The organism is Rhodococcus chondri (assembly GCF_036327435.1).
In the GTDB taxonomy this organism is placed as follows: Bacteria; Actinomycetota; Actinomycetes; order Mycobacteriales; family Mycobacteriaceae; genus Rhodococcus; species Rhodococcus chondri.
This window is the reverse complement of sequence record NZ_JAUZMZ010000044.1, coordinates 1-13889: the sequence shown is the minus strand read 5'-3', so window position 1 is coordinate 13889 and position 13889 is coordinate 1. Positions and strand designations below refer to the sequence as shown.

Here is a 13889-nt window from a genome sequence, read left to right as displayed (position 1 = left end):
CTGTGGGTGCCTTCGCTCGGCCTCGTCGCCGTGTGCTGCCTCTCGTCACGGCGACGGCCGTGATCACCGTGATGCTGTTGTCTCCCGGCGGTACCGTGCCGTCCGATCTTCCCCACGCCGACAAGGTCACGCACGCATTGATGTTCGCGGTCCTCGCGTTCTGCTCACGCTATGCGCGAATACATCCGGCGTGGACGCTCGGCTGGCTCGCGCTCTACGGGATACTCACCGAGATCCTGCAGGAGACCGTGGCGGTGCGCAGATCCGGCTCGGTGTGGGACTGGTGTGCGGACATCATCGGCGTCGTCATCGGCCTCGCGATTTTCGAGGTGTGGCGCCGCCGCGGCCGTGGTACGCGCAAGGTGTAGTGCCGTTCTGGCGGTGAGGATTCAGGCGACCGAATCCTCGGTGGCCACGAGACGATTGCGTAGCGCCTGCAGCGTGTCGTCGTCGAGTCCGAGGCCCTCCGCGAAGTATTCGTCGATCGTCCCGTAGCGGGTGAGCGCCTCCTCGATCGAAGCCTCGAGATATTTGCGCTGCACACCGAGCATCGGCGTGAGCAGGCCGCGGTCGCCGCCCAGTTCCTCGAAGCGGGTGAACAACTCCTCGAATTTCGGGAGCAGCAACTCGTTCGTCTTCAGGTAGTCGACGAAGATCGCATCCTCGGGTGCACCGGCAAACATCAGCAAAGCGGCCGACGCCCACCCGGTGCGGTCCTTGCCGGCGCTGCAGTGGATCAGTGCAGGCACGTCACCGTGCGCAATCCCCGTGTAGAGACGGCGATAGGACGTGGCCGCACTGGGCATCGTCACGAAGTCGCGGTAGCTCTCGAGCAGATATTGCTCGGCGCGACCCTCACCGAACTCGCGGGCGGCAACGACCGGATCCGCCACGATGTCGACGAGGGAGGCCGCGATCGAGCCCGATTGCCGGTCGGCGAGAACGTCCAATCCGACGTACCGTGCACCGTCGGGCACGCGATCGGGTCGCAGTTCCTGCTCGGCCGCGGTGCGAAGATCGAACACCACCGAGATGTCGAGGGCGGCAAGGGTCTCACGATCGGTGTCGGTGAGCCGGCTCAGATCGGTGGACCGGAACACCACGCCGGTGCGGACGACACCACCGAAGGTGCTGGGATGTCCGCCGATGTCCCGGAGGTTGACCAGCGAGGGAATCGCGAAAGTGGTCTCGGTAACGGTGTCGTCGGCCGCTGCATCGGTCATGGCGAACAAGTTACGCTGCTACCCGTTCGGCAGCGGCCGGCAGTCCGCTTCGCATCCCGGATTCGTCGCGGGATGCTCGTCTGTCGCGGGCCGATGCAACACCGCCGACGTCGGGCGGATGTGCAGTGCCGGTGCCTCTACCGCAGCGTCACCGTCTACCGCAGCGTCACCGTCGACGATCAGCGAATATCCCCCGGGCATTGCCGGCGGGTACACGAGCGACACAGTGGAGTGCGCTTCGGCGTTGACACTGGTCCGGCGGCCCGGTCGGTCGATGCGGAACGTCCCGTCGGTGAGGACCGGCGTCACCGCGACCGCATGGGGCCGGGAGTCGGCACCGGTGGTCAGGAGATATGCGTATCCGTAGTCGCCGAGCGTGGCGGCGAGTGCGTCGAGGTCGACCTTGATGCTCACGACACCAGCGTGAGTGCGGATGATCCTCGGGTCAAGAGTCGGTGCGGTGGCCCGTCGAGGCGGAGAGGACGCGGTCGAGGGCGGCGACCGCCTCGTCGAGCTCGTCGGTGGTGACCGTCAACGGCGGCCGGAAGCGGACGCTTCGGGTTCCGGAGCCGATCATGATCACGTGTTCGTCGTGGTACAGGCGGCGCAGCGCTTCGTCGCGTAGTTCGGTCGACGGCAACGTGATCGCGCTCAGCAGACCACGACCGCGGGGTTCGGTGACTTCGGGGTGCCGTCCGGCCAGTTGCTGCAGCGTGTCCAGCAGGTGCGATCCGGTGTTGCGGGCGCGGGCGACGAGACCCTCGCGCTCGACGACCTCGAGAATGCGGCGCGCACGCACCATGTCGGTGAGGTTGCCTCCCCACGTCGAGTTCAGTCGCGATGCGACAGCGAACACGTTGTCTTCGATCTCGTCGATGCGGCCACCGGCCATGATGCCGCAGACCTGCGTCTTCTTGCCGAACGCGACGATGTCGGGCATCACTTCGAGTTGCTGGAACGCCCAGTTGGTGCCGGTGGTACCGCAGCCGGTCTGTACCTCGTCGAAGACGAGCAATGCGTCGTTCTCGCGGCACAGCTCGGCCATCGCACGAAAGAACTCGGGACGGAAGTGGTGGTCGCCGCCTTCGCCCTGAATGGGTTCGGCGATGAAGCACGCGATGTCGTGGGGGTACTCGTCGAATGCGCGGCGCGCCTGGTCGAGTGCGTGCGCTTCGGCAGCGTCGATGTCGCGGCCGTCGGCAAGATAGGGGGCGTCGATGCGCGGCCAGGCGAATTTCGGGAAACGGTCGGTCTTGACCGGGTCGGTGTTGGTCAGCGACATGGTGTAGCCGGTGCGACCGTGGAACGCCTCGGTCAGATGCAGCACGCGTGTGCCCAGAGCCGGATCGAGACCGCGGGACTCGTTGAGCCGGCTCTTCCAGTCGAACGCTGTCTTGAGGGCGTTCTCGACAGCGAGCGCGCCTCCGTCGACGAAGAACAGGTGCGGCAATGCGGGATCGCCGAGCACGCGGTCGAACGTGTCCACGAAACGAGCCATGGGCACGCTGTAGATGTCGGAGTTGCTGGGCTTGTTCGCGGCGACCGCGGCGAGTTCGGCGGCCGCGTCCGGATCGTCCGCCAGTGCGGGGTGATTCATTCCGAGCGCGGACGACCCGAAGAACCCGAACATGTCGAGATAGACCGCGCCGTCGCGTCGGTCGACGAGGCGCACGCCGCGAGACCGCTCGAGGTCGAGCACCAGATCGAACCCGTCGGCCAGCAGATGGGCACCGAGAATTCGGTGGACCTGCGCCGGCGTCACATCACCGGAGCGGTTCGGGGCCCTACCCGGGCCGAAGCTCTCGTCGCGGACCGTAGTGCTCATACCTCCGAGGGTACCCAAAACATTTGTGGTCGTACGGCTATTGAACCGTAATCATTCCTGTCGGAGCGTTACTGTTCGTAAAATGTCTGAAGAATGACGGTGCTGCGCGTCGCAACATTCGCTGTCGCACGGATTTCCTGCAGGAGCCGTTCGAGCTCGCGCGGTGACGCGACACGCACCAGCAGGATGTAGCTCTCGTCGCCGGCCACCGAGTGACAGGATTCGATGGCATCGATGTGCCGCAGCCGCGCCGGGGCATCATCGGGTTGAGAGGGATCGAGAGGAGTGATCGCCACGAACGCCGAGAGCATCCGGCCGAGCGCCTCGGGATCCACCTGCGCCGTGTACCCACGGATCACCCCCCGCGACTCGAGTCGGCGCACCCGCGACTGCACGGCCGAGATCGACAACCCGGCTTTCTCCGCCAAGGCCGACAGTGTTGCCCTGCCATCGGCCACGAGTTCGCGCAGTAGCAACCGATCGATGTCGTCGAGCGAGTCTTTCGAGGAATCCACCACCAGCGCAGGCTAGCCGAGCCGGAAGGACCACCACCGATGAATACGACCGCACAATATGCCGCACGTGCCGCCGACGCCTTGGCCCGCTGCGGTGTCGACAACCTCGCGGCCGACGGGTCGCTGGTCGTCACGACTCCGATCGACGGGACCGAACTCGTCCGTCTGCACCCGACCTCGGCTACCGAACTGGACGCGGCGATCACGAACGCCGCCGAGACCTTCGCGGGCTGGCGTGCGACACCGGCACCGGTACGCGGCGCACTCGTACGGCGGCTGGGCGAACTGCTCACCGAGCACAAGTCCGACCTCGCAGAACTGGTGACGCTCGAGGTCGGAAAAATCCCGTCCGAGGCCCTCGGCGAGGTTCAGGAAATGATCGACGTCTGCGACTTCGCGCTGGGGTTGTCTCGACAGCTGTACGGCCGCACGATGCCGTCCGAACGTCCCGGGCACCGACTCATGGAGACCTGGCACCCGCTCGGTGTCGTCGGCGTGATCTCCGCATTCAACTTTCCCGTTGCCGTGTGGTCGTGGAACACCGCGATCGCGCTGGTGTGCGGCGATCCGGTGGTATGGAAGCCGTCGGAGGTCACCCCGCTGACGGCGCTGGCCTGCGACGCGCTGCTCCGACGTGCCGCAGCGGAGGTGGGAGCCCCCGAAGGCCTGCATCACGTACTGCTCGGCGACGCGGCCGTCGGGGAGGCTCTCGTCGACGACCCTCGCATCGCGCTGCTCAGCGCGACCGGTTCGATCCGGATGGGCCGGATCGTGGGGCCACGTGTCGCGGCGAGGTTCGGACGCTGCCTGCTCGAACTCGGAGGCAACAACGGCGCGATCGTCACACCGTCCGCGGACCTCGATCTGACGGTGCGCGCAGTGGTGTTCGCCGCGGCCGGGACCGCAGGACAACGCTGCACGACGCTGCGTCGGCTCATCGTGCACAGTTCGCTCGCCGACGATCTGACCGGGCGCATCGCGACCGCCTTCTCGGGTCTGCGGATCGGCAATCCGTTCGACGAGGGTGTGCTGGTAGGTCCTCTGATCTCGGACCACTCGTACGAGGCGATGCGCGCGGCGCTCGATCGTGCGGACGACGACGGCGGCATTCTGGTCACCGGCGGTGAGCGGGTCGACGGTCCCGACGGTGGGGTGTACGTCTCCCCCGCCCTGGTCCGTATGCCGGACCAGACCGATGTGGTGCGCGAGGAGACGTTCGCCCCCATCCTCTACGTGCTGACCTACGACGACTTCGACGACGCGGTGGCGCTGCACAACGGTGTGCCGCAGGGGTTGTCGTCGTCGATCTTCACCCTCGACCAGCGCGAAGCGGAACGCTTTCTCGCGCAATCGGATTGCGGGATCGCCAACGTGAACATCGGTACGTCCGGCGCGGAGATCGGAGGCGCGTTCGGCGGAGAGAAGGAAACGGGCGGCGGTCGCGAGTCGGGTTCGGACTCGTGGAAGACCTACATGCGACGTGCCACCAACACCGTCAACTATTCCGACGAACTCCCCCTCGCCCAGGGGGTCGAATTCGGGTGACCTACGGGACCGGGACCAGTTCGGCTCGCGCAGGATCTATCTCGATCGTGACACCCTCGGCCTGCGAGTAGTACCGCGTGCGCAGTCCCCATTTGCGGGCGTTCCGGAGTTCGGAGCGCCAACCCGCCACGTAGTACTTGCACGCCATGCGAAGCAGGACGGCGGCCGACGGCGCCCCGTCGTGCACGCGCGCACGGCCCCGCACGCGCAGCATGCAGTCCGGACGGCCGACGTCGAAGAGCACGGTGACCTCCGGGTTCACTGCCGCATTCCGCGCGATCACCGTGCCCCGTCCGGTACCGAGATAGAGCCGGCCCCGATGCACGACGAACCACAGCGGGGTCATCGCGGGCCGGCCCCGCGGCGACAGGGTGGCCACCCGCGCCACCATGGTGCGTTCGAGAAACATCCGCTTGACGGGATCTGCCGGGATCACTCGTCGTGCTCCTCGTGAAGCGTGCTGTAGTCCCATGCGCTCGCCCGAGTGGGGTGGAAAGCGAACCATCGGAGTTGTTCGGACATACCCGGTGGCGGCGTGGTGATCGGGTCGAGACGGCCGCGTTGATTCACCGCCCGCAGTTCGAACCAGAAGGTGCCGTCGTCGAGAATCAGCGTGATCCGATCGAACACCGCGTCGGCGGGAACGAACCGTGCGCGGAGTCCGACGGCAAGGTCGTCGCCGTTCCGCACGACCCGCGCCGGGAGCACCTCCACCCGGCCGGCGCACGCGAACGCGACAGCGGCACGACCACGTCGTTCGAGATCGGCCACGAGAGAATCCGGCTCGACCCGTTGAGTGATTCGTCCCGCTGGCGCGAAGTTCTTCTGCCGAAACAGATTTCGAAGTTCCATCAGATCGGGTCCGGTCGTTCGCGACGGCGACGGATCCGGATGGGTTCCGGTACCTCGATGCTTTCGTTGCCGGCCGGTGGCTCGTCACCGCGCCGCTCGGCCCTCTGCGTCACGGTTTCCACCTCGGCGAGTTCCGGCGAACCCTGCCGGGCAGTGCCCTCGTCGTAGAGTTCGAACCACGGGAAGCCCCGCTTCGTGTATTCGGCGGCGCTGGTCGGTTCGGTGGGAGGCGGACTTCCGGTCAACGTCTCCCATTCGGCGCTGTTCGCGAGTCGTACGTGCACCGTCGACCGATGGTCGAGATCCCACGCGCCGGACGGCTCGACGGGCGTAGCGATGCCCTGGTCGATCGCGCCGCCGGCACCGAACCCCATCGGCGCGGATACCGCAGTGAAGGCCTGTATCGGCTGCCGCACCTCGAGCCTCTTGCGTTCGTCCCAGATCTCCGGTCGGATGGGATACGCGACGATCTGCACGCCGCCGAGCGGGGTGCCGGAGGCGAGTTGTTCCTCGACCGTGTCGCCACGGCCGAGCGGAGCGGCGACGAACTGTCGCACGGTGCCCTGCGCGACGCAGAACCCGTCGATCCACGGCTGCGCCGGAACCTCGAAGTAGTCCTCGGCCTCGAAATCCGGCGTCGCGTTCCACGGCCTGCCGGTCACGGCATCGATTCGGCCGGAGCCGACCTTCACCAGGAAGGGGTACCGGGAATCGAACTTGATCCAGCACGCTTCGGACTGCCACACCGGAAGGACGAGACCGCCCTCGACGACCCGCAACGGGAACCGGCCGAGACTCGGCGGCAGCGGGTAACTCCTGCCGTCGTCGGGCACCCGGACCGTGCGATGGAACGAGACGGTGAGCTCCGCGTCGGCGTGGACCGTCGGGAATTCGAGGAACAACCGGTCCCCGTCGACGCTCGCCCCCATCTCGTTCCGCCGTCAGTGGTTGCGCAGTGCGTCGACGAGCTCGCCCTTACGCATGTCCGAGTACCCGTGCATGCCGAGCTCTTTCGCGCGCTTCTTCAGGTCTCCGACGGTCCAGTCCTCGTACGACCCGGACTTGCCGCCCTTGCGGCCCACGTCGGACTTTCCGCGGTTGGCGGCGGCATTGGAGATCCGGGCGGCCTTTTCCTTGGACGCTCCGTCCTCCCGCAGTTCCTCGTACATCTTCTCGTTCTTGATCGACGAATTCGGCATGACCGTCCCCTCTCTTGCCGGTTTTCGTATCCGCAGAAGTACCCGTATCCGATCGGGCCCAATCCTCACGCGGGAGCCGATCCCGGCGGTCTCTCGCCGCCCCACGACACCGATGATCACCGATGTGGCACAGGCCACATCTTGTGGTAGACCATGGTGCATGTCTCCGATGACGACGCACCTCGGCGCCGACCTGAGCGCACTGGCCGGCGACCTCCCCGCCGGCGCGGTCGTCACGGACCCGGACATCCTCGCCGGCTACCGCCAGGACCGCGCCCAGGATCCCGACGCCGCCGTACCGCGCGCGGTGGTGCGCGCCGCCTCGACCGCCGACGTACAGGCCACGCTGCGCTGGGCGAACGCGTACGGCGTACCCGTCGTGCCGCGCGGGGCCGGCACGAGCCTGTCGGGTGGCTCGGGCGGTGTCGAGGGTGGAATCGTGTTGAGTACCGAAAAGATGCGGGCGATCACGATCGACACGACGACGCGCACCGCCGTCGCGCAGCCCGGCCTGCTCAACGTCGAGGTCAAGAAGGCCGCCGCCGAGCACGGCCTGTGGTACCCGCCGGATCCGTCGTCGTTCGAGATCTGCACGATCGGCGGAAACGCCGCCACCAATGCGGGTGGCCTGTGCTGCGTGAAGTACGGCGTGACCACCGATTACGTACTCGGACTGGAAGTGGTGCTGGCAGACGGCACGGCGGTTCGGCTCGGCGGTCCGCGACTCAAGGACGTCGCCGGTCTGTCGCTGACGAAACTGTTCGTCGGAAGCGAGGGCACACTCGGCGTGATCACCGAAGTGACGCTGCGTCTGCTACCCCCGCAGCCCCCGGCGTCGACGATGGTCGCCACATTCGGTTCGGTGCAGGCCGCTGCGGACGCGGTGGTCGCGATCACCGGATCGCTGCGCCCGGCGATGCTCGAATTCATGGATCGGGCCTCGATCTGTGCGGTGGAGGACATGCTGCGGATGGGTCTCGATCGCACCACCGAAGCCATGCTCATCGCCCGGTCGGACGCGCCGGGCGCGGCGGCGGCCGGGGAGATCGCGACCATGGTGCAGGCCTGCCGCGATGCCGGCGCCGACGAAGTGTTCGCGACGGACGATCCCGAGGAGGGAGAAGCGTTCGCGGCGGCGCGGCGCATGGCGATTCCGGCGGTCGAACGAACCGGCAGTCTGCTGCTCGAAGATGTCGGGGTGCCGCTGCCCGCTCTCCCGGCACTGGTGTCGAGAATCGCCGAGATCGCCGACCGGCAGAACGTCACGGTCGCGGTGATCGCGCACGCCGGAGACGGGAACACCCATCCGCTGATCGTGTTCGATCCTGCCGACGAGGACATGACCGCTCGGGCGCAGGTGGCGTTCGGGCAGATCATGGATCTGGCTATCGAACTGGGTGGCACGATCACCGGTGAGCACGGAGTCGGCCGGTTGAAGAAGGCGTGGCTGCCCGATCAGGTCGGGCCGGACGTCATGGCCCTGACCCGCCGGATCAAGGACGCGCTGGATCCCAATTCGATACTCAACCCGGGGGTGGTGCTGTGACGGACACCTCGGCGGAAGGGTCGATCCACCCACCCAGGGGAACCTCCGTACCGATTCGCGTCGCCGCCCGCCATAATCGTCGCGTGAACACCCGCACAGCCGCTGCTGCCGTCGACCTGCCGTTGCGCGATACCCGCTATCGGGAACTCGAGCAGTATCCCGAGTTCGAGTTCGTCACAGCGTGGTTGCGCGACTATGTGCAGTCGACGGTGCCGAGCGCGAGGATGCGCGAACGCGAGTACTGGTCGGTGTCGTGCCTGCCCTCCGCCGACGCGACGGAACACGGGCACCGCATGGTCAGCGTGCACGCGGGCGATCTCGAGGTCGCGTGCCTGTTCATCGAGACTCCCCGCTCGGGCAACCGTCGCGTGGGCGGCTATGTCACCGTCTCCGTCCAGGCCCTCGAACAGGCCTGCGGGGCGAGCATCGAGCAGGTCGCGGCCGGGTTACCGGCGCTGCGCTTCCGCCCGCGCGACGGGCTCATGTCGATCGGCTGGACCGAGACCCCGGACAGCCGGGAACAGTTCGACGCGCTTCCCTGGCGCCCCGCCGCGCGGGAGCTGGTCACCGGCCTGATGAACACCGGCCGGAACAAATGGGCCGATACGCACTGCCCGCAGCTCGCCATGTTCGCCATCGAGTAGCTTCACGACTTCGCATCCGCGCTCCGGATCAGCCGATCATGCAGCGCGCGAACCATTTCCGATGCCAGGACCGCGTGCCCATTCATGGTGAAATGGATCCGATCGGCGCTGAGCAACTCCGGGCGCAGCCGCAGCGGGTGGTTCCACAAGTCCAGCAGCACGGCGCCGTACTTCGCGGCGAGGTTCCGGACCAGTTCGTTGACCGCGATGACGCCGTCGCGCATCCGGAGCATGTCCTCGCCGACGAACGCATCGGCCAGCGTCAGTGTGGTGACGGTAGCGCCGCTGTCGTAGGCCGCCGAGAACAGCAACTCGAGATTGTCGGCCGTGCGGCGCAGGTCGGCTTCCGGCGACCACAGGTCGTTGGACCCGCAGGTGATGTGGATCAGATCGGGACCGAACTCCAGCACGGTGGACAACTGGGTCTCGACCACCCGGCCGCTGGTCGCTCCCATGCGACCGGTGTTGAGGTAGTCCAGATCGGGGTGCACGGTACGCAGGGCCGCGGCGACGCGATCCGCCCACGGAGACGTCGTGTAGCCGGGGCTGGCATCGCCGGTCCCCTCGGCGATCGAGTCGCCCATGACGGCGTATCGGGTCCAGGTGGCGTCGACCAGTAGCGCTGTCTGTGCGTGCGGTGGCAGGCACATCGGGTCGGTCGCCTCGGTCCAGCGCGACGTCGCCATCATCGGAGTCGGGTATGTCATGGCATTTCCTCCTCGGGAATTCGAAAGCGTACGATCGGTCGTACATATAAAAGTACGACCGTTCGTCCACTTTGACAAGACGTGAGAGGATCCCTCCGTGACGGAATCGGCACCGACGACGGACCTTCGGCTGATCAAGGGTGCGCGCACACGCGCGACCATCGCCCGGCACGCAGTGGACGTGGCCTCGGTCGAAGGCCTGACCGGCTTGAGCATCGGACGGCTCGCAACGGACCTCGGCCTCAGCAAGAGCGGCGTCGCGACGCTGTTCGGCACCAAGGAGAATCTGCAGGTCGCCGCGGTGGACGCGGCCCGGGAGGTGTTCATCGAGCGCGTCGTCCGACCTGCGCTGCGCGAACCGGCGGGGATGTCGCGTCTTCGCGTACTGATCGACCGATGGCTGGATTACGCGACCGAGCCTGCGTTTCCGGGCGGCTGCTTCCGGGCCGCCACCATCCCCGAGTTCGACAGCCGGCCCGGTCCGGTGCGCGACGCACTCACCCGCGACCGCCGGGACTGGCTCGAGCTGCTGGCCCGCGAGTTTCTGCATGCGCAACAGGCGGGCGCGGCCGCCCCGGGACTCGACCCGGACGAGGTGGCATTCGAGATCGACGCCGTCCTGTCGGCTGCCAACACCGCGCTGCGCCTGGACGACGCCCGCGCCGTGCCGACTGCGCGGGCGATCGTCGACCGCATTCTCGGCACGTAGGACACCGTGTCGGACACCGGGTGCACCATGGACGGGTGACCGACGTGCTCGATCGTTTCTCCGCCCCGACCCGGGAGTGGTTCGCGGGCGCCTTCGAGGCGCCGACTCCCGCGCAACTCGGGGCATGGGAGTCGATCTCGTCGGGTTCGCACACCCTCGTCGTGGCGCCCACCGGATCCGGGAAGACACTGTCGGCATTCCTGTGGTCGCTCGATCGGCTGGCCGCGTCCCCTGCGAAGGCGCATTCCTCGCCCGAGCACCGCACCCGTGTTCTCTACATCTCGCCGCTCAAGGCGCTGGGCGTCGACGTCGAACGCAACCTGCGGTCGCCGCTCGTCGGGATCACGCAGACCGCGAAGCGGCTCGGCCAGGCCCCACCCGAGATCACCGTGGGGGTGCGTTCCGGCGACACGTCGCAACCCGACCGCCGCAGGCTTGTGCGCACCCCGCCCGACATTCTCATCACCACCCCCGAATCCCTGTTCCTGATGCTCACGTCGTCGGCCCGCGAGACCCTCGCCGGTGTGGACACCGTGATCGTCGACGAAGTGCATGCCGTCGCCGGCACCAAACGGGGGGCTCACCTCACGCTCTCGCTCGAACGGCTCGATCTGCTGCTGCCCCGGCCCGCTCAGCGGATCGGGCTGTCCGCGACCGTGCGTCCGCACGAGGAGGTCGGCCGATTCCTGGCCGGCGAAGCACCCATCCGCATCGTCGCGCCCCAGTCGGTGAAGACATGGGATCTGGCGGTGCGGGTGCCGGTCGAGGACATGACCGAGCTCGGGGTCGCCGGGGACGACCCCACCGACGACACCTTCGCGGCTCCACCACAGGCGGGCTCGATCTGGCCGCACGTCGAGGAGCAGATCGTCGATCTCGTCACCGAGCACCGGTCGACGATCGTGTTCGCCAATTCCCGCCGGCTCGCCGAGCGGCTGACCGCCCGGCTCAACGAAATCCATGCCGAACGCATCGGCGCGGCCGTCGATCGGGACGGGGCACCACCGGCGCAGCTCGGACCTTCGTCGGAGGTGAATTTCGGCGCCGAACCCCTGCTCGCCCGGGCACACCACGGTTCGGTGAGCAAAGATCAGCGCGCGCTCATCGAGGACGACCTCAAGTCGGGCCGGCTACGGTGCGTCGTCGCGACGTCGAGCCTCGAGCTCGGCATCGACATGGGTGCCGTCGACCTGGTGATCCAGGTGGAGGCACCGCCGTCCGTCGCGGGTGGGTTGCAGCGGGTGGGCCGGGCCGGGCACCAGGTCGGTGAGACCTCACGCGGCGTGCTGTTCCCCAAACACCGCACCGACCTGATCCACTGCGCGGTGACGGTGGAGCGGATGGTCGCCGGACAGATCGAGGCGCTGCGGATTCCCGCGAACCCGCTCGATGTGCTGGCGCAGCAGACCGTGGCTGCGACCGCGCTCGAACCTGTCGGTGTGGACGACTGGTTCGACACGGTCCGCCGGTGCGGTTCGTTCTCGTCGTTGTCGCGAGCGGTATACGAATCGGTCCTGGACCTGCTCGCGGGCCGATACCCGTCCGACGAGTTCGCGGAGTTGCGCCCACGCGTGGTGTGGGATCGCACCGAGGGCGTCCTCACCGGCCGGCCCGGGGCCCAACGTCTGGCCGTGACATCGGGCGGCACGATCCCCGACCGGGGACTGTTCGCCGTGTACATGGTCGGCGAAAAGAACACCCGCGTAGGCGAACTCGACGAGGAGATGGTGTACGAGTCGCGCGTCGGCGACGTGTTCGCGCTCGGCGCGACCAGCTGGCGGATCGAGGAGATCACCTTCGACCGGGTGCTCGTGACCCCCGCTTACGGCCGGCCCGGCCGGTTACCGTTCTGGCACGGCGACAGTCAGGGCAGGCCCGCAGAGCTCGGTGCCGCGCTGGGCGCCTTCCTCCGCGAACTCGGCCATGCGTCGCCCGAGGACGCGGATGCCCGATGCCGGGCGGGCGGTCTCGACGACAACGCCACCACGAACCTGATCCGGCTGCTCGCCGAGCAGCGTGCGGCGACCGGGCAGCTGCCCACCGACCGGACCCTCGTCGTCGAACGGTTCCGCGACGAGCTCGGCGACTGGCGGCTGGTGTTGCACTCCCCGTTCGGGTTGCGAGTCCACGCGCCGTGGGCCCTCGCGGTCGGCGCGCGGCTGCTCGAGCGTTTCGGTGTCGATTCGCACCCCACGCCGTCCGACGACGGGATCATCGTCCGTCTTCCCGACACCGAGGACGATCCGCCCGGAGCGGAGATCTTCGCGTTCGACACCGACGAGATCGAGGATCTCGTGACCGAGCAGGTGGGCGGCTCGGCGCTGTTCGCCTCGCGATTCCGCGAGTGCGCGGCCCGCGCGTTGCTGTTGCCGCGCCGCAACCCCGGGAAGCGGGCACCGCTGTGGCAGCAGCGGCAACGCTCGGCGCAGTTGCTCGATGTGGCACGGCGGTACCCGAGCTTCCCGATCCTGCTCGAGACGGTGCGGGAGTGCCTGCAGGACGTGTACGACCTGCCCGCGCTGCGCGAGTTGTTCGGCCGGATCGCGAGACGGCAGATCCGGATCGTCGAGGTCGAGACGGCCACCGCCTCGCCGTTCGCTTCGTCGCTGCTCTTCGATTATGTCGGCGCGTTCCTCTACGAAGGCGACAGCCCCCTCGCCGAGCGCCGCGCGGCGGCGCTGTCGCTGGATTCGTCGCTGCTCGCCGAGTTGCTGGGCCGGGTCGAACTGCGCGAGCTGCTCGACGCCGCCGTGATCGCGCAGGCCGAACTCGAGCTGCAACGGCTGCTTCCCGACCGACGCGCCCGCGACGCGGAAGGCGTCGCCGACCTGCTCCGGCTCCTGGGGCCGCTCACCGAATCCGAGCTGCGCGACCGCACCACCGGCGAGCCCGCGGAGTGGCTGGCCGAGCTCGCCGACCAGCGCCGGGTGCTGCAGGTGTCGTTCGCCGGTGCGCACTGGTGGGTGGCCGTCGAGGACGCTGCCCGGCTGCGCGACGCGCTCGGAGTGCCGTTGCCGATCGGGGTGCCCACCGCGTTCGTCGAACCGGTCGCCGATCCCCTCGGGGATCTCGTCGGCCGCCACGCCCGCACGCACGGCCCCGGCACCAGCGCCGGGGGCGCGGC

Annotated in this window: 15 protein-coding genes; 6 read left to right on the top strand and 9 right to left on the bottom strand. The window is 68.0% G+C overall.

Annotated elements, in window-relative coordinates:
* Positions 1-71 precede the first annotated feature (71 nt).
* Positions 72-368 (top strand): VanZ family protein, encoded by a 297-nt coding sequence (locus tag Q8814_RS10040; RefSeq protein ID WP_330151884.1) that lies wholly within the window; start codon positions 72-74, stop codon positions 366-368.
* 21 nt (positions 369-389) lie between these two features.
* Here Q8814_RS10040 and Q8814_RS10035 read toward each other — a convergent pair whose 3' ends face one another.
* The 4 genes from Q8814_RS10035 to Q8814_RS10020 form a co-directional block, all read right to left on the bottom strand.
* Positions 390-1223 carry a tyrosine-protein phosphatase gene (locus tag Q8814_RS10035; RefSeq protein ID WP_330151865.1) on the bottom strand — a complete coding sequence of 278 codons (834 nt, stop codon included), beginning with the start codon at positions 1221-1223 and terminating at the stop codon, positions 390-392.
* An 18-nt stretch (positions 1224-1241) separates the two neighbouring features.
* The gene (locus Q8814_RS10030) at positions 1242-1637 is read right to left on the bottom strand and encodes a pyridoxamine 5'-phosphate oxidase family protein (protein WP_330151864.1); all 396 of its coding nucleotides are present in this window, start codon (positions 1635-1637) and stop codon (positions 1242-1244) included.
* Between the two features lie 31 nt (positions 1638-1668).
* Positions 1669-3048, bottom strand: coding sequence for an L-lysine 6-transaminase (gene lat, locus Q8814_RS10025; RefSeq protein WP_330151863.1), 1380 nt, complete (start codon positions 3046-3048; stop codon positions 1669-1671).
* Between the two features lie 68 nt (positions 3049-3116).
* Positions 3117-3566 carry an Lrp/AsnC family transcriptional regulator gene (locus Q8814_RS10020; protein WP_330151862.1) on the bottom strand — a complete coding sequence of 150 codons (450 nt, stop codon included), beginning with the start codon at positions 3564-3566 and terminating at the stop codon, positions 3117-3119.
* A 36-nt stretch (positions 3567-3602) separates the two neighbouring features.
* Here Q8814_RS10020 and amaB point away from each other — a divergent pair, with 36 nt between their 5' ends.
* Complete coding sequence (gene amaB, locus Q8814_RS10015; protein ID WP_330151861.1) at positions 3603-5108, top strand: L-piperidine-6-carboxylate dehydrogenase; 1506 nt, start codon at positions 3603-3605, stop codon at positions 5106-5108.
* Position 5109: 1 nt separating this feature from the next.
* On the opposite strand, the gene Q8814_RS10010 is transcribed toward amaB, so the two are convergent.
* The 4 genes from Q8814_RS10010 to Q8814_RS09995 all read right to left on the bottom strand — a co-directional run bounded on the left by Q8814_RS10010 (position 5110) and on the right by Q8814_RS09995 (position 7159).
* Positions 5110-5544: a pyridoxamine 5'-phosphate oxidase family protein gene (locus Q8814_RS10010; RefSeq protein WP_330151860.1), complete on the bottom strand. Its 435-nt coding sequence runs from the start codon at positions 5542-5544 to the stop codon at positions 5110-5112.
* Complete coding sequence (locus Q8814_RS10005) at positions 5541-5879, bottom strand: hypothetical protein (protein ID WP_330151859.1); 339 nt, start codon at positions 5877-5879, stop codon at positions 5541-5543. Before Q8814_RS10005 ends, Q8814_RS10010 begins: the two co-directional genes overlap by 4 nt.
* An 80-nt stretch (positions 5880-5959) precedes the next feature.
* Entirely contained in the window at positions 5960-6889 is a 930-nt protein-coding gene (locus tag Q8814_RS10000) for a hypothetical protein (RefSeq protein ID WP_330151858.1), read from the bottom strand.
* Between the two features lie 12 nt (positions 6890-6901).
* Entirely contained in the window at positions 6902-7159 is a 258-nt protein-coding gene (locus Q8814_RS09995; protein ID WP_330151857.1) for a DUF7218 family protein, read from the bottom strand.
* Between the two features lie 169 nt (positions 7160-7328).
* On the opposite strand from Q8814_RS09995, the gene Q8814_RS09990 reads away from it, so the two are divergent.
* Both Q8814_RS09990 and Q8814_RS09985 read left to right on the top strand, forming a co-directional pair.
* Positions 7329-8705 carry an FAD-binding oxidoreductase gene (locus Q8814_RS09990; protein WP_330151856.1) on the top strand — a complete coding sequence of 459 codons (1377 nt, stop codon included), beginning with the start codon at positions 7329-7331 and terminating at the stop codon, positions 8703-8705.
* Between the two features lie 83 nt (positions 8706-8788).
* The gene (locus Q8814_RS09985) at positions 8789-9349 is read left to right on the top strand and encodes a hypothetical protein (protein ID WP_330151855.1); all 561 of its coding nucleotides are present in this window, start codon (positions 8789-8791) and stop codon (positions 9347-9349) included.
* Between the two features lie 2 nt (positions 9350-9351).
* Here the strand turns inward: Q8814_RS09985 and Q8814_RS09980 are convergent, their stop codons facing one another.
* Positions 9352-10056, bottom strand: coding sequence for an SGNH/GDSL hydrolase family protein (locus Q8814_RS09980; protein ID WP_330151854.1), 705 nt, complete (start codon positions 10054-10056; stop codon positions 9352-9354).
* A 97-nt stretch (positions 10057-10153) separates the two neighbouring features.
* On the opposite strand from Q8814_RS09980, the gene Q8814_RS09975 reads away from it, so the two are divergent.
* Positions 10154-10765, top strand: a complete 612-nt coding sequence (locus Q8814_RS09975) for a TetR/AcrR family transcriptional regulator (protein WP_330151853.1) — start codon at positions 10154-10156, stop codon at positions 10763-10765.
* A 35-nt stretch (positions 10766-10800) separates the two neighbouring features.
* On the top strand, positions 10801-13889 hold a 3089-nt coding region (locus Q8814_RS09970; protein ID WP_330151852.1), incomplete at its 3' end, for a DEAD/DEAH box helicase.

Coding starts and splice junctions, on each gene's coding strand:
- amaB (WP_330151861.1), top strand. CDS start 3,603: ATGAATACGACCGCACAATATGCCGCACGTGCCGCCGACGCCTTGGCC.
- lat (WP_330151863.1), bottom strand. CDS start 3,048: ATGAGCACTACGGTCCGCGACGAGAGCTTCGGCCCGGGTAGGGCCCCG.
- Q8814_RS09990 (WP_330151856.1), top strand. CDS start 7,329: ATGACGACGCACCTCGGCGCCGACCTGAGCGCACTGGCCGGCGACCTC.
- Q8814_RS09980 (WP_330151854.1), bottom strand. CDS start 10,056: ATGACATACCCGACTCCGATGATGGCGACGTCGCGCTGGACCGAGGCG.
- Q8814_RS10035 (WP_330151865.1), bottom strand. CDS start 1,223: ATGACCGATGCAGCGGCCGACGACACCGTTACCGAGACCACTTTCGCG.
- Q8814_RS10000 (WP_330151858.1), bottom strand. CDS start 6,889: ATGGGGGCGAGCGTCGACGGGGACCGGTTGTTCCTCGAATTCCCGACG.
- Q8814_RS10040 (WP_330151884.1), top strand. CDS start 72: ATGCTGTTGTCTCCCGGCGGTACCGTGCCGTCCGATCTTCCCCACGCC.
- Q8814_RS09995 (WP_330151857.1), bottom strand. CDS start 7,159: ATGCCGAATTCGTCGATCAAGAACGAGAAGATGTACGAGGAACTGCGG.